This window comes from Halorubrum salsamenti, assembly GCF_007671685.1.
Taxonomy (GTDB): Archaea; Halobacteriota; Halobacteria; order Halobacteriales; family Haloferacaceae; genus Halorubrum; species Halorubrum salsamenti.
In genome coordinates this window covers 927,060-949,260 of record NZ_VCNL01000001.1, presented here as the reverse complement: position 1 = coordinate 949,260, position 22,201 = coordinate 927,060, and the positions used below count along the sequence as shown (strand labels likewise).

Sequence of the window (22,201 nt, the reverse complement as noted above, 5' to 3'; positions counted from 1 at the left end):
GAAGTACTGGAGTGAGCGATCCTCTGGGAACCGCGGTTCGCCGCCTGCCCATTCATTCGGGAGCATACTCCCACTATCCGGCCCACGGACAGTCTGTCCGTGGGCTCTTTTCATGTGTAGCGAGCGATAGCGGTGGCGCTCACACGCGACCGCGTTTCATTCGGTAGCGATCTCAATATTGAGATATTCTCCCATAAGTTTATGCGCTTTGTCGATGAAGCGAACGTAACCATGCCTGTTCCGACACAGTCCGGTCGCGAGTACGCGGTACGCGTGTCCGATCGCGGGCGGCCGTCGGTTCGTGACGGAGAGGTCGGGGAACAGGTGATCTCGCTGCTGTTCGGAACGGGGATCGAAGAGTGGCGACGCGGGTGGCGTCGAACTGCCGGGACGCTACCGGACCGGGAAGCGATCGTTTCTGCAAGCGATCTCACCCGTGGTGCCGCGACGGCGACGCAGGTCGTCCCGGACCGGGGGCTCGCGTACACTGTGCTCGGTGCACCGGTCGACGTTGAGCAGATCCTTGAGGCGGTCACAGGCCACTTCGTGGAGGCTCGTGATCTCGAACTCACCGTGATCATCGACGATATCGAACCGTTGTTGGCCGAACACGGCCGAGACGCGGTGAGCGAATTTCTCGACGAATTACGCGTCCGACTTGGTGACTGCCAGAGCACTGTCGTGATCGGCTGTTCGTTCACGGAGCGGACCGCGTCGTCGGTCGCGTCGGTGTTCGATCCGGTCCACGACGTCGAACGGATCGAACACTCGGTCGCCGCGGCTCTCGAGAGGCTTCGAGGGGAGGATCCGACGACGTTCGGGTACGTTCGCCGTCACTGGGCGGAGGCGCGGACTGGCATCGAACGGTGTGAGCGGAACTATCCGCAGGCGAAGCAGGTTCATGCGGTGCTTTCCGAGCCGGAGACGACGCCGCGGACGCTCGGGACGGCGCTGTCAGGGCTGGTCTCGCTCGGTGTCCTGGACACGTGGAGCGAGACCGTCGGCCCGACGCGGTATGACCTCACCGCGTACAAGCCGGCGCGCATGTGGGCGGTCGGGGCGACGCTTGCGACTGCAGCGGATTTGGCCGACGGAGACGACGGCTCAGTTGACGACTGACGTTGGATTCGACCCCTCACTCGCCGGTATCGGTCTCGTCGCCTCCCGCGGTGGGTTCGGGAACCTCGAGGTCGTGTGAGACCACGGTGCCGTCGGGTTCGAGGGTTACCGTTCCGAGCGTCGCCGTCTCACCGGTTCGGAAGCGATCGGCGACGGACTCGAACACGGACTGCCGATCGAGTCGTTCCCAGACCGCCTCGGCGACGAGCGACTGGAACTCTTCCGGGTCGGTCCAGCCGGCGTCGACGTCGGAGGGAACCCCCACGACGAACTCGAACTCTGCTTCGGTGAGATGAATCCCGACCCCGAACGTGTCTGCGCACATACGTCGCCGTTCGGTCCCTTTTTTCAAAGTCTCGTCGGACGCGACGAGACCGCTCGTCGGCGGCTCCGTCGCGGGCTCGGGTCCGGGTGAGCTGTGCATGAGTCAGTACTGGGTCGTCCAGAAACCGGTAACCGGGTGCGATGGGAACCGGAGAACCGAACCGAATGTTGACGGGTCCGCGCGTCCCGCCGGCTGTTGGGCTCGTGGTCGCGGTGGCCGCCGTGAGCGGTGGGGCGATTCTCGTTCGCCTCAGCGACGCCCCGAGCTCGGTCGCCGCGTTCTATCGGGTGCTGTTCACGACGCTGCCGCTGGTTCCCGTTGCGCTCTGGCGCTATCGGACGCAACTCGCCCGCGTCACTCGCAGGGACCTCGGATTCGCGACGCTCTCGGGGGTCGCGCTCGCGTTGCACTTCGCCGCGTGGTTCGAGAGCCTCGCCTGGACGAGCGTCGCCGCGAGCGTCACGCTCGTTCAAGCGCAGCCGGTGTTCGTCGCGCTCGGGGCGTGGCTCCTGTTGCGCGAACGCGTGACTTCCCGGATGATCGTCGGCATCGCGGTCAGACCGGGCCTGTTGGGTCACACTGTGATCAACTGGACGCTCGCGCACCTCGAGTCGAGCGTCGTCTCGGTGTCGTTGCTCGGCGAACCGATCGGCGCGACGCTCCTCGCGTTCGTGTTCCTCGCAGAGGCTCCCACGGCGCTCACGCTTGTGGGTGGTGTCGTCGTGCTCGCTGGAATCTCTCTCACTGCGACCGAAAGCGAGGCGTAACTGCTTCGGCCGGCGGGAGGACGTTCTCGATGCCGATATTTACGGATTAACCTTCAAATGCGATTGGCGCTGGGTTCTCTGTATGCACCGGCGTTCCGTCGTGACGTACGTCGGCGACGATCCGGACGTGCGGGCGCGCGTGTCACGTGCGATCGAGACTGCCTGGGGCGGCCCGCGGGCTCCGGACTACCGAGCGATAGCGACGGATCTGTTGACGGGGGCGGCCGAAGACACCGATCTGCAGCCGCTCGCTGACGCCTGCGGTGTCGTCACGACCACCGAGGCCGTCGCGGAGGCGTCGGTCGCCGACCGGCTTGCGGCGACGCCGAAGAGCGTTCCCGTGATCGTCGTTCTTGAGACGGCGACGACCGAGGAGTTCCGCACCGTGCTCCGGGCCGACGCCGCAGATGTAGTCAGCGGGTCGGTGCCGGAGGGGACTGTATCGGGCTCCGACACCGACCCGCTGGTCGACCGGCTGCGCGACGCGGTGGAGGCGGAACGGGTGCAGTTCGCGTCGGACGACGCCGCCCGGCTCCGCGAGGTGCTGTTGGACGCCGGGTCGACCCTGATGAGCACGCGATCCGACGAGGTCGACACGAAGATCAGTTGGACCATGGAGAACGTCGGCGAGCACGCCGCTCTCGACCGGATCGTCTGTTATCTTCAAGAGGGAGAGACGTTCGACCCGGCGTACGTTTGGTGTCCCGACGGGTGTGACGCCGCACCCCGTCCGCTCGACGAGTTCCCGGGTGCCAATCGGATTTCGACGTTTGAGAACGTCGTCCGGCCGTCGGTTCCGTCGGAGTCGGCAGACCTCTCTGGAGATGAGAACGACGCGTTGGACGGGGAGACGCGCGAGCCGCCGGCGACCGTCCACGTTCCGCTCGTCGCCGACTGGGATCTGATCGGGGTGTTAGCCATCAGAGCGGATGCGCGTCGCGTGTGGACCGACGAGGAGATTGATCTCTACCGAACGTTCGCCGATCTGATCGCGTACACCATCGCGCGCAACGATCGACGGTTGGAACTCCGGCGTCGAACCGAGCAGCTTGAGCAGTTCAGCACGGTCGTTTCACACGACCTCAGAAACCCGCTCAACGTGCTTTCCGGGTATTTGGACCTGATCGAAGCCGAGATCTCTCCGTCGACGTACGAGCCGATGGATCGGGCGGTGACACGGATGGAAGCGCTCATTGACAACCTCCTCATGTTGGCGAAACGCGGAGAGGCGATCGGAGAGACTGAGCCGACTTCGGTGGTCGGCGTCGCCGAGGAGGCTTGGCAGACGGTTCGCGCGCCCGACGCGACGCTGACGATCACCGACGACGTCGGCCGAGTGCGCGCGGACCCAACCCGACTCCGGCAGCTGTTCGAGAATCTCTTCCGGAACGCCGTCGACCACGCCGGTCCGAGCGTCTCCATCGAGATCGGTCCCCGGACGGGTGGCGTCGGCGACGGGATGTACATCGCCGACGACGGGCCAGGTGTCCCGCCTGACGTACGCAGTTCCCTTTTCGATCCCGGGTTCTCGACCGCCGACAGCTCCGGCATCGGCCTCGCCATCGTCGACCGCATCGTCGACGCTCACGGCTGGGAAGTCGATGTCCACAACGACGGCGGCGCGGTGTTTGAGGTCTCCTTCGAGGTCGAGACGGCGACGACGCCCGTCTGAAGCTTCACCGACGGCTCTGCCGCGAGCCTGAGACGCCGGAGCTACGGCTCGAACCGATCGACTGTCCGCCGGTGTCGATCCCGAAACATCCCTTCGAACCCGATCTTCGCGAACGGGCCGGCCGCGTCCCCGATCGGACCGAACGGAAGCCGGTACGCGACGGTATCGACCAACAGCGTCTCCTCACCGTCAGCGTGGAACGCGTGCGTGTGCTCCCACGTCCGGAACGGCCCACCGGACATCTCGTCGACGAAGCGGGCGTGATCGCCGAGGGCGGTCTCATCGTCGGGATCTCGCTCGGTGATCCGGGAGGTCCACCGCTGTCGCGGACCGACGCCGAACGGCCGTATCGACATCCGTATCTCTGACCCCTCGGCGAGCACGTCCGGGTCTGGCTCCCCATTCGGTCCTTCGACGCCGGCGACACGCAGGTGCATCCAAGCGGGGGTGAGCTCGCGGAGCCCGTCGATCGTGGAGTGAAACGCCCACACCTCGTCGATGGGGGCCGGCACGCGGGTCGTTCGTCGATACGTCGGCATACCGCTGTTACGATTCGAACGGGCAAAAACCCGTCTTCGGCGGTGGTTCGCGGGGTCGACATGGTCGCGTTCCGCCGACCGAAACCCGAATACGGCCGCGTCTCCATCGGATCGGTAATGGAACGAGGCGCGCTCGACATCGCGGATCTGGCTGGCTCGTTCGATCTTCAAGCCACCGTCGAGAGCGGACAGAGCTACCTCTGGAACCGCGCCGACGGCGGGACCTACGAGGACCTCCACGCCCACGGCGGCGACGCGTGGTACGAGACGGTCGTCGACCCGATACCCGGCGTTGTCGACGAACGGGTCCCCGTGCGGGTGCGACAGGAGGGAGGCGTCCGCGACGGGACTCTCCACTGGGAGTCGTCGGTGGACGCCGTTCCCCTCTTGGAACACCTGTTCCGCCTCGATGACGACCTCGACGCGATTCTCGACGCGACGCCGGACCTCCCGCTCCTCGAACGGGCGTACGACGCCTACGAGGGGATGCGTCTCACGCGCGACCCGGTCTTCCCGTGTCTGATCTCCTTCATCTGCTCGGCGCAGATGCGCGTCGCGCGGATCCACGGGATGCAGCGGCGTCTCCGGGAGACGTACGGCGACGCCGTCACGCTCGACGGCGAGGAGTACCGCGCGTTCCCGACCCCGGACCGGCTCGCGTCGCGAACCGAGGAGGAGCTCCGCGACCTCTCCCTCGGGTACCGCGCCCCCTACGTGCAGCGGACCGCGGAGATGATCGCGAGCGGTGAGGCGCATCCGCGGGAGGCGGCAGACCTCCCGTACGAGGAGGCGCGCGAGTCGCTGACGCGGTTCGTCGGCGTCGGCGACAAGGTCGCGGACTGCGTGCTGTTGTTCTCACTCGGCTTCCTCGAAGCGGTCCCGCTCGACACGTGGATTCAGACGACGATCGAGGAGTACTACCCGGACTGTGAGCGCGGGAACTACGCCGACACGTCGCGCGCGATCCGGGAGCGGTTCGGCGGAGAGTTTGCCGGGTACGCGCAAACGTACGTGTTTTATCACCTCCGCGCGGGCGGCGAGTAGCCCGTCGCGTGTCGCTCGTCCGGGGAGGATTTTGCGTCGGCGACCTGTCGGCCGAACTTTCATACCGATTGGCGTGGTACTGGGGCTCGTGATGGACTGTCGAGTCGTCGTTGAGGCCGCCGTTCCGGTGTACGACGTGGAGACCGCCGACGAAGCGGTTCGGATCGCCATCTCGAAGACGGGCGAGATGCTGAACCCGGACCTCAACTACGTCGAGATCGAGACCGGAAGCCGCACGTCGCCCGGCGGCGAGGAACTCTCGCCCGCGTTCGTCGCCGCCGACGAGGCCCTCGTCGCGCTCCGGCTTCGGATGGACGTGTTCAACGTCGACCGCGAGGAGCACGCGAGCCGCGTCGCCCGCAAGGAGATCGGGCAGCGGCTCCGGAACATCCCGTTGAAGGTGCTCAGCGTCGAGGAGATCGAGGGCGACTCCGCGGAACAGTCGTCGACGGACGGCTCGGAGAGCGGCGACTCGGCGTCCGGCGACGCGACCGACCTCGACGACGACGCGGCTGCTCCCGACGATGACCCGACCGACGCTTGGGACTGACGCGTCGCGGCCGGCTTCTACGACTGCCCTTCTTGACCGGTTCGGTGGCCACTCCACACCCGTTCGGTGTCGATATCTCTACCCGGCACCCTCCGCACGACGACGTAGCCACTAGGAACGTACCGATCGGTCGGCAAGCGGCGACGAAGATTCAGTCTGCGGTCGGGGCCAGCGGCTCCGACTCGGACTCGTCCATCGGCTCGGTGATTCCTTCGGTCAGCTTAAAAACAGCGGCTTTGTGGTCGGTCTTCGATTTGTGAATCGATGTCGGTTTGACGCCGAGTTCCTCATAGGCGTCGAGATCAATGTTCTCGTCCCAGAACTCGCACTGCTTTCGTACTTCCGCGAGGAGGCCGTGAAGGTGAATGAGCTCCTGCTTCTTCATGAGTACCAGTTCTTTGCTACCGGAGGCTTATATTATTATCCTGAGCCACGTTACCATGATCTGTCCAAAGCTCCCCGTTTTCGGGCCGGAGACGCGTCTTTTCGCGTTATCGATCAGGAAGGTTTCTCGTTTGCGGCAGCCCACCGACTGGTGACTGTCGAGAGATCGCGAGCCCCGGTTCAGTCCGAATCGTGGGGTCAGTCCGAATCGTGTCGTCCTCGCACGCGCTCGATCGGTGAACCGGTGGCCGGGCTACTGGAACTGTTTGACGGCTTCGAGGTCGCGTTCGGTCCGCATGAACTCCGTCAGCCGTCGCGTCGCGTGACAGTCGGGACAGCTGAAATTTGAACGAAGGCTCTGTAGGTCCGCGGGGTTATCCTGCCAATCTTTGTTGCACTCCGGACAGACGAGTCTGACGAACGCATCCACCATGAGACGACGTACACGCGGCCGGGTTAAAAACGTACGTGGCGGGTGGATACTGCTCTCAGCTGTGATCCGCGGGGGCTCGGACGGTTTCGAGTGCTCGTCGGTGATCAGGCGGTTAGCCCCTCGCTCGCGTCGAGAAGCTCCTTGTACCGGTTCCGGATTGTGACTTCGGAGATATCGGCGACCGCCGACACCTCGCTCTGGGTCACCTTCTCGTTCGAGAGGAGCGCGGCCGCGTAGACCGCGGATGCGGCGAGCCCGACCGGAGACTTCCCGCTCGTGATCCCCGCCTGCTTCGCCCCGTCGAGCAGTTCACGGGCGAGCCGCTGGGTCTCTTCCGAGAGGTCGAGCCGCGAGACGAACCGGGGGACGTAGCTCTCGGGGTCGGCGGGCTTGATCTCCAGTTTGAGCTCCCGGATCACGTACCGGTACGTCCGGGTGAGCTCCATCTTATCGACCCGCGAGACGGCGGTGAACTCGTCGAGACTTCGGGGGTTCCCGGCCTGTCGCGCGGCGGCGTACAGCGCCGCGGTCGCGACGCCCTCGATGGAGCGCCCCGGTAGGAGGTCCTCGCTCAGCGCGCGGCGGTAGATGACCGAGGCGGTCTCGCGGACGTTGTCCGGGAGGCCGAGCGCGCTGGCCATGCGGTCGATCTCGCCGAGCGCCTGTTTCAGGTTCCGCTCTTTGGAGTCGCGGGTGCGGAAGCGCTCGTTCCAGGTGCGGAGGCGCTGCATCTTCTCGCGCTGGCGGCTGGACAGCGACTTGCCGTAGGCGTCTTTGTCCTGCCAGCCGATGTTCGTCGAGAGCCCCTTGTCGTGCATCATGTTCGTCGTCGGGGCGCCCACGCGTGACTTGCTGTCGCGCTCGCTGGAGTCGAACGCGCGCCACTCCGGCCCGCGGTCGATCCCGTCTTGCTCGACGACGAGTCCGCAGTCGGTACAGACCGTCTCGCCGTGCTCCGTGTCGGTCACGAGGTTTCCGTCGCACTCGGGACAGGTCGTTGTCCGGTCTCCCACCGATTCCGACTCGTCGGTCGTCGATTCGGCCGACTCCGTGGTTCGGTCTCGCTCTGTCTCGCCGTCGTAGCCGCGTATGTGTGTCTCAGTCATGGTGTTCATGGTGTTCTCACCGATCGAACTCCCGACAGAAATACTGGCGCCGGGTTCGCCGATTTGTTAACCAATAGTAAGTCTCCAGAGTATATAAATGTTTCTCCCTATATCTCAGTTATGAGATGATAAATCGCCAGGAACTCCGGTATACGTCGGGATGCCGACCGACGTTTCCTCCGCTGACTCGTCAGATGGGACTGAGATGTTCGATGAAGATATATAAATTATGGTGGCCGCACTCCCTCTCGCGTCGTGGCCGATTCTCGCAGATGGGGGCGGTGTCGCGCTCGGCGCACGACCCGGGTCGTGCCGAGGGTGTCACCGACGGGAAGGCCTCGACTGAAGAATGTCGACGGACGGGTGATGGCGGGGTACCGGTCTCGCGGTCAGTCCCACGTGATCCAGACGAGAAACAGGAGTCCGACGGTCTGGAGGACATGCAACGCCATCATCCCTCGCCACGCGATGGCGGGAACGTCGGAGGCGAACCACACGGACAGCATGGGATCGACCAGATAGATGTACAGCGCGAACGCGTTCTCCCCGAGCAGAAACACGCCGAACATCGCTAGCCCGAGGGCGTGTTTCGAGCGGAACTGCGCGTAGTTCCGCCCCCAGACCCAGACGAGCGCGAGAAGTAGGGCGACGTTCACCCCCACTGCGATTCGCGCCACGTCGAACCAGAGACTCATCGTACACCTGCTATCGGCGGGGCGGGTATAACGACTTTCCCAAATTCGTTCCGAATACGACCCGCAACGCGGCGGCTGCGGGTCCGAACTACCGATCCGTCAGTCGTCATCTGTCTGTTCCATGATCGTTTCGATAGTCTCCCAGTGCTGGCGCGCCCGCGTGGTCGGCAGGTAGACGGCGCCGTACTCGTCCCCGCTGCGCTCGACGATGTCGTTGTCCATCAGGACGTCGAGGTGGTGGCGAACGGTCTTGTAGTCCAGATCGAGATCCTCGGCGAGCTGGTTCGCGTTCCGCGGGCGGTCGTCGAGCGCCCGTAGTAGCCGGACGCGGTTCGCTCCGCCCCGCGTTCCGGTTAGCACGTACCAGAGTGCCGCTTCCATCGTATTCCGATCGTCGGCGCGCCACCTAACTCCACCGCTCCCGGAGGGGATCTCGGGTGAACCTCGTCCGTTCCGACCGCTCCCGCCCCGCGCCCGGCTACCGATTCCGGCTCACCGGGAACGCCACCCGGTCCGGGTGTTCGTTAAACCGGGTGAGGATCCGCTCGTACAGCCGGTTCTTGACGCGCTGTCCCCGACGCGGGTGCGTGAGGTACCGGACGCGAAGCTCCACCCACGACTCGTCCTGTTTCACGTTCACCGTCGGTCGGTCGTACACTTCCAGCTCCACCGGCGTCTCGGCGAGCGCCTCGCGGTACGCCGCGATCCCCGCGGCCATCTCCTCGCCGAGGAGGTCAGTCGCCTCCTCGGCCATGACCCCTCGCGCGAAGTCGAGATCGGTCTCGTAGGCGACCTGGACGGCGACCTCGTTCCACACGTACGGGGAGCCGCCCCCGCCGAAGTTGACCACGTTCGATGAGAGCACGACGCTGTTCGGCACCGTCACCACTCGCCCCGAGGGCTGGTTCGTCGTCACCAGCTCGCCGTTGATCTCCCACAGCGTCGTCACGAGGAAGTCGACGCCGATCACGTCGCCCTTCGCGTCGTCGATCCGGACGCGGTCGCCGACGCCGTACGGCTGTTTGACCGTGATGTACACCCACGCGATGAGCGACAGCAGCGGCTGCTGGAGCGCGAAGGTGATCGCGAAGCCGATCACCCCGAGCGAGAAGAGGAGCCCGAGCCAGTTCTCCGTCAACACGGCGAGCGTCGCGACCGTCCCCACGAACCCGAACGCGAGGCGCAACACGTTCCGCGTGTTGTACGCGCGCCGCTTGTTCGCCGACCGCATCAGCAACTGGACGGAGAGGAGATACGAGCCGTACAGCACGCCGAACACGGCGACGACAAGCAGCGCCCGGCCGACGACGAGCGTCGCCGGGTAGCCGAACGGGTCGGGCCAGTCGCCGAGCGCTCCCGTCGTCGTCACGAGGCCGCCGGCGGCGCCGGCGACGACGCCGAGGCCGATGGCGCCGAACCCGAGCGGTCGTCTCACGGTGGTCGGTCGCGGCCGACCGGCAAAACGGTTGTGACGGCGGAACGGCTCCGGACCGGACGTCGGAGACGCCCCGAATCCCGGCCCGGCTACTCCGTCGCGACCCGCGCCAGCGCGCCCGCGAGGACCTCCGTCGCCGCGGCGCAGTCGCTCCAGTCGGTCCACTCGCGCGGACTGTGCGAGATCCCGCCGCGCGAGGGCGCGAACAGCAGGGAGGAGTCGGTGACGGCTGCCACCCGCATCGCGTCGTGAGCGGCGCCGGAGTGAAGGTCTATCGCGGTCCGTCCCGCCGCCTCGGCCGCGGCGTGCGCCGCGTCGCGGAGCCGGTCGCTCATCGGCGTCGGCGCCACGTCGAAGGGTCGCTCGAAGGTCGTCTCGACGCCGCGCTCGCGCTCCAGTCGCGCGAGCGACTCGCGCGCGGCGGCGACGATCGCCTCCGTCGACCCCGCGGTCACGTCTCGCACGTCGACCCCCGCCTCGACGCGACCGGGGACGACGTTGGTCGCGTTCGGCGAGACGGACAGCGACCCCACCGTGCCGACCGCGGAGTCGCTCGATTTGTCCGCGACCTCGTTCGCGGCCGCCTCCACGTCGAGCACGAACTCGCTCGCGGCCGCGAGCGCGTCGGTCCGGTCCCCCATCGCCGTCGCGCCCGCGTGGTTCGCCTCCCCCTCGATCGTCGCCTCGCAGTGGGTGATCCCGGTGATCGTCGTCACGACACCGGCGTCGGCGCCCGCCTCCTCTAAGACCGTGTCCTGCTCGACGTGCAGCTCGTAAAACGCCGCCCACGACGCCGGATCGATCGCGTCGTCGCCGCGGTAGCCGATCCGGTCGAGCGCCTCGCCGAGCGTCTCACCCGCGTCGTTTTCGAACGCGAGCGCCTCGTCGAGGTCGGTCGCCCCGGTCGCGACGCTCGACCCGAGCAGTCCGTTCCCGAACGTCGCGCCCTCCTCCTCGGTGAAGCTCGCGACGGCGACCGGGCGCGCCGGCTCGACGCCGGCGTCCCGAATCGCGCGCACCGCCTCCAGCGCCGCGTACACGCCGAGCGGGCCGTCGAAGATCCCGCCCTCGGGGACGCTGTCGAGGTGGCTCCCGCTCGCGGCGGGCGCCGCGTCGGGATCCGCGGAGTCGGGGACCCACGTCCCGACGAGGTTGCCGACCGCGTCGACGGCGACCGAGAGGTCGGCGTCCTCGAACCGCTCGACCAGCCGGTCCCGCGCCGCCCGGTTCGCCTCGGTTCCGGTCAGATTCGTTCGCCCGCGCTTCTCGGGGTCGTCGTCCGCGATCCGTCCGAACGCCGCGTTCGCCTCCAGATCCGCGCGGAGTCGGTCGGCGTCGACTGGGAGGTCCATGCCCGGATCGGGTGCCGCCGGCTCAAAACGGTTCGTGGTGGGGGCGCGTCGGATTCCTCCCACGGCTGAAGCCGTGGGCTTCCTCCGTGTTCATCTGTGAGACTACCACTGCGGCCAAAGACACTTATCTTCGGCCTGAGTGATCGGAGGCGATGTCCCCGATACTACTGCAGGGAGGAGGAGCCGGCGTGCTCTTTCTCCTGTTCGGCCTCCTCGTGTTTCTCGTACAGATCGGCATCATCGTCTGGATCTATTCCGACGCCCAACAGCGCAGCGACCAGCCCGCGTTCCTGTGGGCGATCGTCGCGTTCCTCGCGCCGCTTCTGGGCCTCGTGTTGTACCTGATAATCGGCCGGAATCAGTACTGAAACGGGAGCGCTGTCGGTATTCCATTCTTCGACACGGCGTCGCATGAAATAGTCGTTGGCTGGAGACTTCCTCCTGCTCGACTGCGGGAGTACGTCTCTCAGTGTGGTGGTGTGGTCATTTATAAGTCGGATCGGGGTGTTGCTGTTGGTGGTTTATAAGTGATCGACGGCTCTGCGGTGATGCTCTCCAAAGCCCCAGCCGTGAGGCGGGCGCACGCTCACTGCGCTCCTCACTCAGTCGCTATCGCTCCTTCGTTGCGGTGCTTACGTCTCCTGCGCCCGCCTCACGGCCGCCCCTTTGAGCCCCACCCAACCGCACAGCCTCACACCTCCCCAGCCTCGCCGCGGCCGCCTCTGGCGGCCGCGGGCTCCCTCGCACGCCCTCCTCGTGGCCGCCGGTGGCGGCCACTCGGTGGCGCGCGCCACCGCACTCGTTCTTGATAAGCGATCGTCGCCGTCGCTCACGCCTATTTAAATACTGAACCGCGACCGGTGATCTGCAATACCCACTCCCGTCGTCACCCGCCGCTGTTCCTGTAGTGGCCGCTCCGAGTCGAAATTGTCTCTCGTATGATTTCCACGGATCTGGACCGACAAAAGCGACAGACGCCGACGAGCCGTCTTAAACTCCTTTAAGAACGGTCGTCGCCCCGACCGTCTCCGCGACCACCCATGCGATAAACAGGAGGTACGCGATCAGCAGGACCGACGACTCCCGCTGGGTGAGCGACAGGTCCGTTCGGAGCGTCGCGAACAGTAACACGGTCGCGACGGTGAGCACACCGAACATCGGAACGGCGGTCGAGAAGTTCACGTCGACGCTCCCGACGATCAGTACCCCGACCGGGATGGCGACAAGCAGATCGAACGTGTTCGACCCCAGCACGTTCCCGAGGCTCGTCCCGCCGCGTCCTTCGCGAGCGGTTCGGACGCTCACGAGGGCGTCCGGGAGGCTCGTCGCGGCCGCGACGATCGTGATGCCGGCGAGGAACTCGGGGATGCCGAACGTCGATCCGAGCGACTCGACCGACCCGACCAGTCGCTCGACGGCGACGCCGATGACGAGCAGGCCGACCGCGAGCCGTCCCCACTCGCGGCGGATGCCGACGCCATCCCGCACTCGATCGATCGCCGCGTCGTCGACGTCTTGGTACTGGATGAACAGGTAAAGCCCGTACAGCGCCAGCGGGATCGCCGCGACGGGGCGGGTCAGCTCCCCCACGATCGGGTCCGACGAGACGGGGAAGTAGATGACCGCGAGCGAGAAGGTGACGACCAGCGCCGACACCGCGATCATGTAGAACTGCGCCTCCTTGTACACGATCGCGCGGCTGGCCTCGAGGTCGCCGTCGGCGCCGAACCCCGACAGTCCGGGGATGACGAGGATGTTGAAGATGGCGGAGCCGACGAGCGCGCCCACGCCCATGTCGAAGACGCCGGTGGCCGCGGTCACGACGACGCTCGCGAACTCCGGGAAGCTCGACCCGACGGCGACGACGATCGACCCCTGCACCACCGCCGGCAGGCCGTAGTACCCCGAGAGCGTCTCGGCGGCCTCCTCTAACCAGTCGCTCCCGATCCAGATGGCGCCGGTCGCGACGGCGATCACGGCGACGTGGACGATCGGTGCGTCCGGGAGGATCCCACCGAGCATCGATTATCTCACGTGTCGCCCGGCGAGGTCCCACAGCCGGTCGGCGATCGCGTCGTCAAGCGCCTCGGGGCGGACGCGCCACTCCCAGTTGCCGTCGAGCGTGCCCGGCTCGTTGAACCGCGACTCGCTCCCGAGCCCGAGCAGGTCCTGCACCGTCGTCATCGCCAGCACCGCCTCCGAGGCCCACACATCGTCGATGATCTCCCACTCCGGCGGGCGGTCGCCCTCGGCGCCGACGTTGAACCGGAAACACTCGCGCTGGCGCTCGGGGAGGTCCTCGAAGTAGCCGACCCACGTGTCCGTGTCGTGAGTCGACGTGTAGCCGACGACCCCCTCGGGGTAGTGCATCGGCTGGTACTGGTTCCCCTCCTCGCACCAGTCGGCGTACTGCGGGACGCGCATCCCGGGGAAGCCGAACTCCGCCATTAGCTCGTCCATCGCCGGCTCCTCGAACCCGAGGTCCTCGGCGATGAAGGGCGCTTGCCCGAGTTCGCGCTCGACGGTCTCGAACAGGTCGCGTCCCGGTCCCTCGCGCCACTCGCCGGCGGCCGGGTCGTCGCGGTCGGCCGGGATCGCCCAGTACTTCACGAACCCGAGGAAGTGGTCGAGCCGCGCCACGTCGGCGAGCTCGAACAGCCGCCGGAACCGGGCGATCCACCAGTCGTAGTCGCGCTCCGCGAGCCGGCCCCAGTCGTAGACGGGGTTCCCCCAGCGCTGACCGCTGTCCCCGGCATTGGGTGGGACCCCCGCCACCGCCGCGGGACGGTTCCCGTCGTCGAGTCGGAACGCCTCGGGGTTCGCCCACACGTCCGCGGAGTCGAGCGCGACGTAGATGGGCACGTCGCCGACGATCGACACGCCCTCCTCGTCGGCGACCGCCCGGAGGTCGCGCCACTGCCGGTCGAACGTCCACTGGAGGAACTCCCGGAACCGGACCTCGGTCGCGTGTCGCTCGCGGGCGTCGGCGAGCGCCTCGGGCTCTCGCGTCCGGAGCGGATCCGGCCACTCGACCCACACGTCTTCGTCTCTCGCGTCCGATAGCGCACGGAACAGCGCGTAGTCGTCGAGCCACGGCTCGCCCTCGCGGTAGTCGTCGAACTCGGGCGCCGCCTCGCCCGCGCCGGTCTCGCCTGTTCCGGCCTCGCCTGTTCCGGCCTCGCCTGTTCCGGCCTCGTCGAACCGTTCGAACGCGGTCCGCAACAGCGGCTCCTTGTACTCGCGGACCGCCTCGTAATCGACCCGATCGTCCGGGAAGTCGGGGACGGGTTCGAGGTCCGACTCGTCGAGCCAGCCGTCGTCGACGAGCCCGTCGAGGTCGATCAGGAGGGGGTTGCCGGCGAACGCGGAGGGCGACTGGTACGGGGACTCCCCGGCGGCGTCCATCGTCGGGCCGAGCGGGCAGACCTGCCAGTGGCCGATATCGGCGTCGCCGAGGAACGAGAGGAACGCCTCCGCGCCGTCGCCGAGGTCGCCGATGCCGTGTCTCCCCGGGAGCGAGGTGACGTGACAGAACACGCCGCCGGAGCGGTCGAGTCGCATGGGTTCCCCTGCGACCCCCACCGACTCAAGCGTTGTGTCCACGGGGCCCCGGCAAGCGGGTCAGCGCACCGACTCACCGACCGCCTCACCGACCGTCTCAGCGCCCCGTTTCCCGGACGACCGCCACGTCGTCGACGCGGACCCGTTCGGTCCCGTCGCCGTCGACGACCACGCAGGGCTCGTCGGTCACGAGGTTCCGGTCGCCGTGGTCGACGCCGACCGCGACGCTCGCCGGTTCGGGCGCGAAGTTGAGGACGACCACCAGTGACTCCTCGTCGTCGCTCCGGCGGAACGCCACCACGTCGTCGGGATGCACGTCACCGCTGGCGACGATCGGTCGCTCCGCGAGGTCGCCGCTAGCGACGTGGTACCCCACCCGGTCGAGGTCGCCCTCGAGTCCGAGCGCCGGGTGTTCGGCGCGGACCGCGATCAGCCGCTCGTAGCGGTCGCGAATCCCTTCGCGGGCGTGCTCCCACGCGATCGCGTCGCGCCGGCCGCGCTGGCCGATCTCCTGGCCGGCGTACACCATCGGCACGCCGGGCAGCGTGAATATCGCCGCCCCCGCCGCGGCCGCGGCGGCGTCGCCGCACTCGACCCGGTAACGCGTCTCGTCGTGGTTCTCGATGTACTGGAGGAACTCGGCGTGGTCCGGGAAGCCGATGTCGGCGCGCTGGTCGATCGCGTCCAGAAGCGACGTGGCGGGGTCGACGCCCCGCCCGATCTGCCGGAGCTGAAAGTACAGCGTCGCGTCGAAGTGGACGTCGAACATCCCCTCGTGGAAGCCGGGGATGTACGGGATCGTCTCGTCCATCAGCAGGAACTCCCGGTCGATGTCCTTCACCCGGTCGCGGAGCTCCCGCCAGAAGGAGTCGGGGACCGCCCACGCCATGTCGCAGCGGAACCCGTCGACGAGGGGCGCCCACTCGTCGATCACGTCGAGGAGGAACCGTCGAACCTCGAGGTTCGAGTGGTTCAGGTTCGCTATCAGCTCCCAGTCGAAGTACGTCCCCGGCTCGCCGGAGTCCTGCCACTCGTAGCGGTCGCGGTACTGGGAGTCCGGATTCCGGTAGGCGTCCTCGAACCACTCGTGGTCGCGCGCGGTGTGGTTGGCGACGAAATCGAACAGCACCCGCATCCCGTGGTCGTGAGCCGTCTCGACCAGCGCCTCGTAGTCGTCGCGGTCGCCGAGGTCCTCGGCCACGTCGAAGAAGTCGGTGATGTTGTAGCCGTGCGGCTTCCCGTCGTGCTGGAGGACCGGCGTGAGCCACAGCGTGTCGACGCCCAGATCGGCGATCGCGGGAATTCGCTCCGAGATCGCGTCGAACGTCTCTCCCTCCCCTTCGTCGGCGAACGTCCGAACGTACACCTCGTAGACCGTCGCGTCGCGCGTCCACGTCGGGGGGTCGTTGAGTCGGACCGTCTCGAAGGTGGAGCGGTTCGGGCCGTCGACGCGCCCGCCGTTTCCCCCTCGTTCCGCGTCGTCGTCGATCCGGTCGACCGCGACCGCGTCGGCGACGCTGACGCGCGGCTCCTGCCCGGGCTCCGCGGCGACCGCGACCCCGTGAACGCGCAGGCGGCCCGCGGCGGCGGCCGCGGGTATCCGAAGCTCTCGCCCGTCATCGCTCGTCCGGAGCGCGTCGCGCGGGTTCGTCCGCCCCTCCGCGATAGCGCTCGCGATATCGCGGTCATCGATGACCAACGACACCCGCAAGTCGTCCGCGTCGAGCGATGATCCGGGATTCGGCGTTGGCGTCGCTCGGACGACGATCTCGTCGTCTGCGGTCTCGTCGCCGCCGGCCTCGCCCGACTCCACGCTCGCGTCGAGCCGAACGCGCGGCCGTCCCACGCCCTCGTCGCCGCGCGGCTCGGCGTAGTCGACCGGGGCGTCGCCGGCGGTTCGGTCGCGGATCGCCGTCCCGCTCCCGCCCTCGACGTCGACGCCCTCGTAGCTCGACGGGAACGCGCGGATCGTCAGTTGGTGGTCGCCGTCCGGAGCGTCGAGCCCGACCCGATAGCGTCCGGGCACGTCAGGGGTGAACTCGGTCACCGAGTCGGGTCCGACCGTCGCCTCGCTGTCCGGCGGCGCGTCGACGACGCGCCACTCGTAGGACCCGCTCGGGTCCGGATCTCGCGGCGCAAGCTCCGTGGTCTCGCCCGTTGCGAGGAATCTCGGGGGTCCGGGATGGTGCATGTCACACCCATCGGCACCCGGGGTCTTCGTTGTTGCTCCTCGACACAGCTCCGCCGGCCGTCGCCGCCGATCGAACACGCGCGTCGCGGATCGCAGACGGCCTCGTTCGTCAAGGCTTTCACTTCGGGAATCGCAGGGATCCCATGCGACTGCGAACCGCTCTCACCGAACACGAACGTCGACGCGGCGAGCGCTACCCGGCGGAGCGTCCCACGACCGCCGGCGCGTTCACGGGCGACGACGGTCGGCTGGTCCACGTCGGACCGAACGGGACCGTCCACGACTGTTCGTACTCCCTGTCGGGCGTCGGCGGCGCCGACCGGCTCCGCATGGGGATCACGGCCGGGCGGGGCGTCCGGTGGTTCGACGATCTGACGACGACTCGCCAGCACTACGACGGCGACACGCCGCTCGTCGAGACGGAGTACGACGCCGGCCGCTACACCATACACCAGTTCGACCTTGTCGTGAGCGACACCCACCTCACCCACGTCGAGCTGCGCGGCGCTCCGCCGGCAGGAGCGGAACTCGTCGCGGCCTGCGCGTTCTCGCCGGACATGGTCGAGGGCCGCGTCGGCAACCTGGTCCACGAGGAGGCCGGCCCCGAGGCCGGGAGCGTCGTCGAGGTGTACCACCGCACCGAACACGACTTCCTCACCGCCTCCACGGGGCTGTCGGCCGCGCACGGCCAGCGGCTCCGCACCGTCTCCGAGCTGCTCGGCGAGAACGGCGAGGGGTTCCCCCACCGCGGCGAGATCGACCAGCGCGAGGACTCCCGGCTCACCCCCGACGTGGTCGTCCGCGCGCCGTTCGAGCGCGACGGACGGACCGAGCGCGTCACGCTCGCGAGCCGCGCCGTCCTCGACAGGCGGGAAACTCGCGAAACGGTCGACGACGCCAAGGACGCGATCACGGACGGTCCCGATCGCCAGCGCCGCATCGAGGAGCTGTCGCGGATCGCGACCGCGTACCCCGACGCCGACGACCTCCGCGAGGCGGCCGAGGGCCGCGGCCCGACCGTCCCCGAGGACGTGCCGCGACGGTCGGTGGTCGCGAGCGACCTCCGTGCGCTCGACCTGCTCACCGCCGAGTCCGGCGCGCGGATCGCCGCCCCGGAGTTCGACCCCTTCTACTCCACGTCCGGCGGCTACGGATACACGTGGTTCCGCGACGAGGCGGAGACGTCGCTGGCGCTGCTCGGCGCGAGCGACGAGCTCGGCTTGGACGCCGACGAGGAGCTGCTCGCGACCGCCTCCTTCTTCTGTCGGACGCAGGACGCCGACGGCTCGTGGCCCCACCGGGTGTGGGCCGACTCCGGCAAGGTCGCGCCCGGCTGGGCGAACGCCCGGATCGAGGGCGCGAACGGCACTGCGGGGCCGAACGACCAACTCGACCAGCCCGCGTCCGTCGTCGCCTTCCTCGCTCGGCTCCGCCGGACCACGGACCTCCCCCCGGAGTGGCGCGACCGCGTCGACGACACCATCGCGGACGCCCTCGCGTTCCTCCGCGAGACGACCGAGGACGACGGGCTCCCCCGCCGCTGCCAGAACTGCTGGGAGAACGCGCTCGGCCGGTTCACCCACACCGGCGCGACGTACCTCCGCGCGTTCGCCGCCGCGGCGCGCGCCCCTCTGCCCGACGACGTGCGAGCCGACGCCGCCGACGCGGCCGACGCCGCCTTCATCGGCCTGTACGACCGGTGGAACCCGGACACGGAGCGGTTCCCGCAGCGCGCGAGCGCGGAGAGCCGCGACGACCGCCCGGACGCCAGTACGTTCGCGCTCGCGAGCGCGGCGACCGAGTACGCGGCGCTGCGCGACGAACGCGGTGAGGACGGGCGAGTCGCTACCGGGGGAACCGCTCCCGAGGTCGACTTCGACGCCTTCCTCGACCGCGTGACGACGCACGTGTTGACGACGATCGCCGAGCTCCGCCGCGAGACGGCCGACGTGGAGGGGCTCGTCAGGTTCACGGGCGACGACTGGCGCACCGCGGAGCAGGGCGCCGCGAAGGTGTGGTCGATCGCGACGCTGTGGGGGTCGACGGCCGCCGCCGAGCTGGGCGGGCTCGTCCGCGAACGGGACGGGGACGCCCACGAGCTGTTCGGCGCCGCGCGCGACCTCTACGCGCTGTGCGAGCCCGACGGGCCGTTCGTCAACGACGCCGGACTCATCGCCGAGCAGGCGTTCGACGACGGCGACCTCGACGGCGCGACTCCCATCGCGTGGTCGCACGCCCTCCGGATCGACGCGACGGTGACGCTCGCGAGATACGGGGCGCTCCCGGTCCCGCACGACGAGCCGCGGGGGCCGGACGAGGCCCCCCACTGGACGACCGGCCGGAAGTTCGGCGTCGGCACGCCCGCCGACCACGAGGCCGCCGACCCCGTGCCGGTCTGGTTCACGCTGACCGAGGGCGCGCTCACCGAGGCGCGGTTCCCCCGGATCGACGTGATGAACGTCCGGACGTTCGACTTCCTCGTCGCCGACCCGGAGACGGGGTACACGGTTCGCACCTTCGACGAGACGAGCCACGTGACGGCGACGGAGACGGTCGAACGGACCACGGAGCCGACCGTCGACGACGCCCTCGCGTACACGCAGACGATCCGCGAGACCGGCGACGGCCACGGCCACAGCTGGACTCTCACCGTCGAGTACGCGGTCGACACCGACGGCGACGCGATCCTCGCGGACGTGACGTTCGAGGGGGGTCGCGAGTACGACGTGTACGCCCTCGTCGACACCACGGTCACGAACGTCGGGACGAACGACCGCGGCGACCGCGTCGGCGACTCGGACGGGTACCACCTGCTCGCGCGCAACGACGACGCCGCCGATCGCGATCCGGGGAAGCTCGTCGACGACGAGGGCGACTCCTTCGAGGTCGCGCTCGCGCTGGACAGCAACGACGGCTTCGACTGGGCGAGCGTCCTCGCGGCAGGGGGCGACGCGGCTGACGCGCTGTTCGCCGACGGCGACCGCGGCGACGGGACCGAGACCGCCACCGGAAACGTCGTGCTCGCCGGGCTGGTCGGGAGCGGCACCGAGGTGTCGGACGCGGTCGCGCTCGGGTTCGCCGAGAACGCCGACACCGCGGCCGCCCTCGGCGAGGCGCGCGGCGCCGTCTCCCGCGGCTTCGCGGACGTCTCCGAATCGTACGTCGAGACCTGGCGCGGGTGGCTCGCCGACCGGGATTACCCCGCCTCCGTGACCGGCGATACGGACCTGGAGACCCAGTACCGGTTCGCGCTGATGACGCTCGCGGCCGTCGAGGACAAGCGCCACGACGGCGCGGGGATCGCCAGCCCGTCGGTGCCGTGGGGCGAGACGGAGTACGCCGCCGAGGACCGCGGCTACGGCTACAACTTCGTCTGGTCGCGCGACCTCTATCAGGTGTTCACCGCCCTGATCGAGGTCGGAGAGATCGAGCGCGGCGCGAACGCGCTCGCGTACCTGTACAACACCCAGCAGGACGACGACGGGTTCCTCCCGCAGAACACCTACATCGACGGGCGCACGCGATGGGGCGGCGAGCAGATGGACAACATCGCCTTCCCGTCGGTGATGGCGTGGCAGCTGTACGAGCACGGGGTCTCACCCGCCGACGCGGACTACACCTACGATCAGGTCCGGCGCTCGCTCGGCTACATCGCCGCGAACGGACCGGAGACGGCCCAAGAGCGCTGGGAGGAGGAGGCCGGCTTCTCGCCGTCGAGCATCGCCGCCGAGATCGCGGGGCTCGTCTGCGGCGCCGCGCTCGCGGTCGCCGAGGCCGACCGGATCGAGGCGGGCGGCGCCACCGGTGAGGGGCCCGCCGAATCCCCGGACTCCCTCCGCGCCGACGCCCTCGCGTGGCTCGCGCTCGCGGACGACTGGGCGGCCCGCGTCGAGGAGTGGTGCGCGACGACCGCCGGCACCGAGCGACACGGCGAGACCCCCTACTACGTTCGGATCACGGCCGACGGGAATCCCGAGTCCGGCCGCCCCCGGACGATCGCCAACGACGGCCCCACCTACGACGAGCGGGAGATCGTCGACGGCGGCTTCCTCGAACTGGTCCGGCTCGGCGTGAAGCCCGCCGACGACGACGCGGTCCGCAACTCCGTCTCGGTCGTCGACGACTCGATCCGCGTCGACACGCCGTACGGTCCCGCGTGGTACCGGTACGTCGGCGACGCGTACGGCGAGATCGCGCGCGGCGACCCCGGCGGCCCGTGGGCTGGGGACGGCGACGGCCGGGGGCGGCTCTGGCCGATCTTCACCGGCGAGCGCGGCGAGTACGAGCTTCGCGCCCGGGCCGACGGCCCGGACGCCTTCGGCGGCACCGACGAGGACGCGTTGGAGCCCGACGCCCTCTTGGAGACGATGGCCGAGTTCGGAAACTCCGGGCGGATGCTCCCCGAGCAGGTGTGGGACCGCGAGCACCCGACCGACTACGGCTGGGAGTTCGGCGAAGGGACCGGGGGGGCCACCCCGCTCGCGTGGTCGATGGCCGGCTTCATCCGGCTCGCACACGGCGTCGAGGCGGGCGAACCGGTCGAGACGCCGACCGTCGTCCGCGACCGCTACGTCGAGCGCGCTCGCTCCGCGGCGCCCACCCTCGACGCGACCGCGGAGTACATCGACGACGCCCTCGTCGTCGCCGGCGAGACGACCGCAGACACCGTCGCGGTGTACACCCCGAGCGGATCCGTGCTTGCGACGCCGGAAGACGGCGAGTACGAAATCAACCTCGATCCGGCGCTCGACGCGAAGACGATCGTCGTCGCCGCCGCGAACACTGAGGATGCTGCGGACACCGACGCCGACGCGACCCTCGCCGAATTCTCGGGCGCCGGCACCGCGGTCGAGCGGCTCCGGCTGTAGCTGAGCGGGGTTTTTAAATCGGTTCTGTGGAACCGATCGGCCGCTGATGGCTGCTTCGTGACCGATAGCGGGAGTGAGTGTAGTACGTCGTGAGAGTAGCCGTTTATAAGTCGGATTGTGGTGTTGCTGTCGGCTGTTTATAAGGGATCGACGGCTTTGC

The 22,201-nt window shown here is 68.4% G+C and carries 19 protein-coding genes; 7 read left to right on the top strand and 12 right to left on the bottom strand.

Annotated features, from left to right (window positions below):
* Positions 1–231: 231 nt before the first annotated feature.
* A complete protein-coding gene (locus FGL94_RS04615) occupies positions 232–1,119 on the top strand; it encodes a DUF7504 family protein (protein WP_241659125.1) in 888 nt (295 codons plus the stop codon).
* 16 nt (positions 1,120–1,135) lie between these two features.
* Here the strand turns inward: FGL94_RS04615 and FGL94_RS04610 are convergent, their stop codons facing one another.
* The gene (locus tag FGL94_RS04610; protein WP_144921374.1) at positions 1,136–1,444 is read right to left on the bottom strand and encodes a hypothetical protein; all 309 of its coding nucleotides are present in this window, start codon (positions 1,442–1,444) and stop codon (positions 1,136–1,138) included.
* 164 nt (positions 1,445–1,608) lie between these two features.
* Here FGL94_RS04610 and FGL94_RS04605 point away from each other — a divergent pair, with 164 nt between their 5' ends.
* The gene (locus FGL94_RS04605) at positions 1,609–2,211 is read left to right on the top strand and encodes a DMT family transporter (RefSeq protein ID WP_144921372.1); all 603 of its coding nucleotides are present in this window, start codon (positions 1,609–1,611) and stop codon (positions 2,209–2,211) included.
* Positions 2,212–2,293: 82 nt separating this feature from the next.
* On the top strand, positions 2,294–3,883 hold the full coding sequence (locus FGL94_RS04600; protein WP_144921370.1) for a GAF domain-containing sensor histidine kinase: 1,590 nt from the start codon (positions 2,294–2,296) through the stop codon (positions 3,881–3,883).
* Positions 3,884–3,924: 41 nt separating this feature from the next.
* Here FGL94_RS04600 and FGL94_RS04595 read toward each other — a convergent pair whose 3' ends face one another.
* Positions 3,925–4,422 (bottom strand): SRPBCC family protein, encoded by a 498-nt coding sequence (locus FGL94_RS04595; RefSeq protein ID WP_144921369.1) that lies wholly within the window; start codon positions 4,420–4,422, stop codon positions 3,925–3,927.
* 117 nt (positions 4,423–4,539) lie between these two features.
* Between FGL94_RS04595 and FGL94_RS04590 the strand changes: the two genes are divergently transcribed.
* Both FGL94_RS04590 and FGL94_RS04585 read left to right on the top strand, forming a co-directional pair.
* Complete coding sequence (locus FGL94_RS04590) at positions 4,540–5,466, top strand: DNA-3-methyladenine glycosylase family protein (RefSeq protein WP_144921367.1); 927 nt, start codon at positions 4,540–4,542, stop codon at positions 5,464–5,466.
* Between the two features lie 91 nt (positions 5,467–5,557).
* Complete coding sequence (locus FGL94_RS04585; protein WP_144921365.1) at positions 5,558–6,016, top strand: DUF555 domain-containing protein; 459 nt, start codon at positions 5,558–5,560, stop codon at positions 6,014–6,016.
* A 151-nt stretch (positions 6,017–6,167) separates the two neighbouring features.
* Here the strand turns inward: FGL94_RS04585 and FGL94_RS04580 are convergent, their stop codons facing one another.
* From FGL94_RS04580 to FGL94_RS04550, 7 genes are all read right to left on the bottom strand, one after another.
* Positions 6,168–6,401 (bottom strand): UPF0058 family protein, encoded by a 234-nt coding sequence (locus FGL94_RS04580; RefSeq protein WP_015910243.1) that lies wholly within the window; start codon positions 6,399–6,401, stop codon positions 6,168–6,170.
* A gap of 252 nt (positions 6,402–6,653) precedes the next feature.
* Positions 6,654–6,833 (bottom strand): DUF7836 family putative zinc-binding protein, encoded by a 180-nt coding sequence (locus tag FGL94_RS04575; RefSeq protein ID WP_144921363.1) that lies wholly within the window; start codon positions 6,831–6,833, stop codon positions 6,654–6,656.
* A 104-nt stretch (positions 6,834–6,937) separates the two neighbouring features.
* Complete coding sequence (locus tag FGL94_RS04570; RefSeq protein ID WP_144921361.1) at positions 6,938–7,939, bottom strand: transcription initiation factor IIB; 1,002 nt, start codon at positions 7,937–7,939, stop codon at positions 6,938–6,940.
* 389 nt (positions 7,940–8,328) lie between these two features.
* Positions 8,329–8,634 carry a hypothetical protein gene (locus FGL94_RS04565; RefSeq protein WP_144921359.1) on the bottom strand — a complete coding sequence of 102 codons (306 nt, stop codon included), beginning with the start codon at positions 8,632–8,634 and terminating at the stop codon, positions 8,329–8,331.
* Positions 8,635–8,733: 99 nt separating this feature from the next.
* Positions 8,734–9,015 (bottom strand): winged helix-turn-helix domain-containing protein, encoded by a 282-nt coding sequence (locus tag FGL94_RS04560; RefSeq protein ID WP_144921357.1) that lies wholly within the window; start codon positions 9,013–9,015, stop codon positions 8,734–8,736.
* A 97-nt stretch (positions 9,016–9,112) separates the two neighbouring features.
* Positions 9,113–10,069 carry a mechanosensitive ion channel family protein gene (locus tag FGL94_RS04555; protein ID WP_144921355.1) on the bottom strand — a complete coding sequence of 319 codons (957 nt, stop codon included), beginning with the start codon at positions 10,067–10,069 and terminating at the stop codon, positions 9,113–9,115.
* 89 nt (positions 10,070–10,158) lie between these two features.
* Positions 10,159–11,421 (bottom strand): Zn-dependent hydrolase, encoded by a 1,263-nt coding sequence (locus tag FGL94_RS04550; protein WP_144921354.1) that lies wholly within the window; start codon positions 11,419–11,421, stop codon positions 10,159–10,161.
* A 152-nt stretch (positions 11,422–11,573) separates the two neighbouring features.
* On the opposite strand from FGL94_RS04550, the gene FGL94_RS04545 reads away from it, so the two are divergent.
* A complete protein-coding gene (locus FGL94_RS04545) occupies positions 11,574–11,789 on the top strand; it encodes a PLDc N-terminal domain-containing protein (protein WP_144921352.1) in 216 nt (71 codons plus the stop codon).
* A 622-nt stretch (positions 11,790–12,411) separates the two neighbouring features.
* On the opposite strand, the gene FGL94_RS04540 is transcribed toward FGL94_RS04545, so the two are convergent.
* From FGL94_RS04540 to malA, 3 genes are all read right to left on the bottom strand, one after another.
* Positions 12,412–13,443, bottom strand: a complete 1,032-nt coding sequence (locus FGL94_RS04540; protein WP_144921350.1) for a sodium:calcium antiporter — start codon at positions 13,441–13,443, stop codon at positions 12,412–12,414.
* 3 nt (positions 13,444–13,446) lie between these two features.
* Positions 13,447–14,982: a 4-alpha-glucanotransferase gene (malQ, locus tag FGL94_RS04535; RefSeq protein ID WP_144921348.1), complete on the bottom strand. Its 1,536-nt coding sequence runs from the start codon at positions 14,980–14,982 to the stop codon at positions 13,447–13,449.
* Positions 14,983–15,079: 97 nt separating this feature from the next.
* Positions 15,080–17,173, bottom strand: coding sequence for an alpha-amylase MalA (malA, locus tag FGL94_RS04530; RefSeq protein ID WP_144921345.1), 2,094 nt, complete (start codon positions 17,171–17,173; stop codon positions 15,080–15,082).
* Positions 17,174–17,316: 143 nt separating this feature from the next.
* Between malA and FGL94_RS04525 the strand changes: the two genes are divergently transcribed.
* Complete coding sequence (locus FGL94_RS04525; RefSeq protein ID WP_144921343.1) at positions 17,317–22,041, top strand: glycoside hydrolase family 15 protein; 4,725 nt, start codon at positions 17,317–17,319, stop codon at positions 22,039–22,041.
* Positions 22,042–22,201 lie beyond the last annotated feature (160 nt).

Bases quoted from the DNA above. Each gene is read 5' to 3' on its own strand.
- FGL94_RS04615 (WP_241659125.1), top strand. From the start codon at position 232: ATGCCTGTTCCGACACAGTCCGGTCGCGAGTACGCGGTACGCGTGTCC.
- FGL94_RS04610 (WP_144921374.1), bottom strand. From the start codon at position 1,444: ATGTGCGCAGACACGTTCGGGGTCGGGATTCATCTCACCGAAGCAGAG.
- FGL94_RS04605 (WP_144921372.1), top strand. From the start codon at position 1,609: ATGTTGACGGGTCCGCGCGTCCCGCCGGCTGTTGGGCTCGTGGTCGCG.
- FGL94_RS04600 (WP_144921370.1), top strand. From the start codon at position 2,294: ATGCACCGGCGTTCCGTCGTGACGTACGTCGGCGACGATCCGGACGTG.
- FGL94_RS04595 (WP_144921369.1), bottom strand. From the start codon at position 4,422: ATGCCGACGTATCGACGAACGACCCGCGTGCCGGCCCCCATCGACGAG.
- FGL94_RS04590 (WP_144921367.1), top strand. From the start codon at position 4,540: ATGGAACGAGGCGCGCTCGACATCGCGGATCTGGCTGGCTCGTTCGAT.
- FGL94_RS04585 (WP_144921365.1), top strand. From the start codon at position 5,558: ATGGACTGTCGAGTCGTCGTTGAGGCCGCCGTTCCGGTGTACGACGTG.
- FGL94_RS04580 (WP_015910243.1), bottom strand. From the start codon at position 6,401: ATGAAGAAGCAGGAGCTCATTCACCTTCACGGCCTCCTCGCGGAAGTA.
- FGL94_RS04575 (WP_144921363.1), bottom strand. From the start codon at position 6,833: ATGGTGGATGCGTTCGTCAGACTCGTCTGTCCGGAGTGCAACAAAGAT.
- FGL94_RS04570 (WP_144921361.1), bottom strand. From the start codon at position 7,939: ATGACTGAGACACACATACGCGGCTACGACGGCGAGACAGAGCGAGAC.
- FGL94_RS04565 (WP_144921359.1), bottom strand. From the start codon at position 8,634: ATGAGTCTCTGGTTCGACGTGGCGCGAATCGCAGTGGGGGTGAACGTC.
- FGL94_RS04560 (WP_144921357.1), bottom strand. From the start codon at position 9,015: ATGGAAGCGGCACTCTGGTACGTGCTAACCGGAACGCGGGGCGGAGCG.
- FGL94_RS04550 (WP_144921354.1), bottom strand. From the start codon at position 11,421: ATGGACCTCCCAGTCGACGCCGACCGACTCCGCGCGGATCTGGAGGCG.
- FGL94_RS04545 (WP_144921352.1), top strand. From the start codon at position 11,574: ATGTCCCCGATACTACTGCAGGGAGGAGGAGCCGGCGTGCTCTTTCTC.
- FGL94_RS04540 (WP_144921350.1), bottom strand. From the start codon at position 13,443: ATGCTCGGTGGGATCCTCCCGGACGCACCGATCGTCCACGTCGCCGTG.
- malQ (WP_144921348.1), bottom strand. From the start codon at position 14,982: ATGCGACTCGACCGCTCCGGCGGCGTGTTCTGTCACGTCACCTCGCTC.
- malA (WP_144921345.1), bottom strand. From the start codon at position 17,173: ATGCACCATCCCGGACCCCCGAGATTCCTCGCAACGGGCGAGACCACG.
- FGL94_RS04525 (WP_144921343.1), top strand. From the start codon at position 17,317: ATGCGACTGCGAACCGCTCTCACCGAACACGAACGTCGACGCGGCGAG.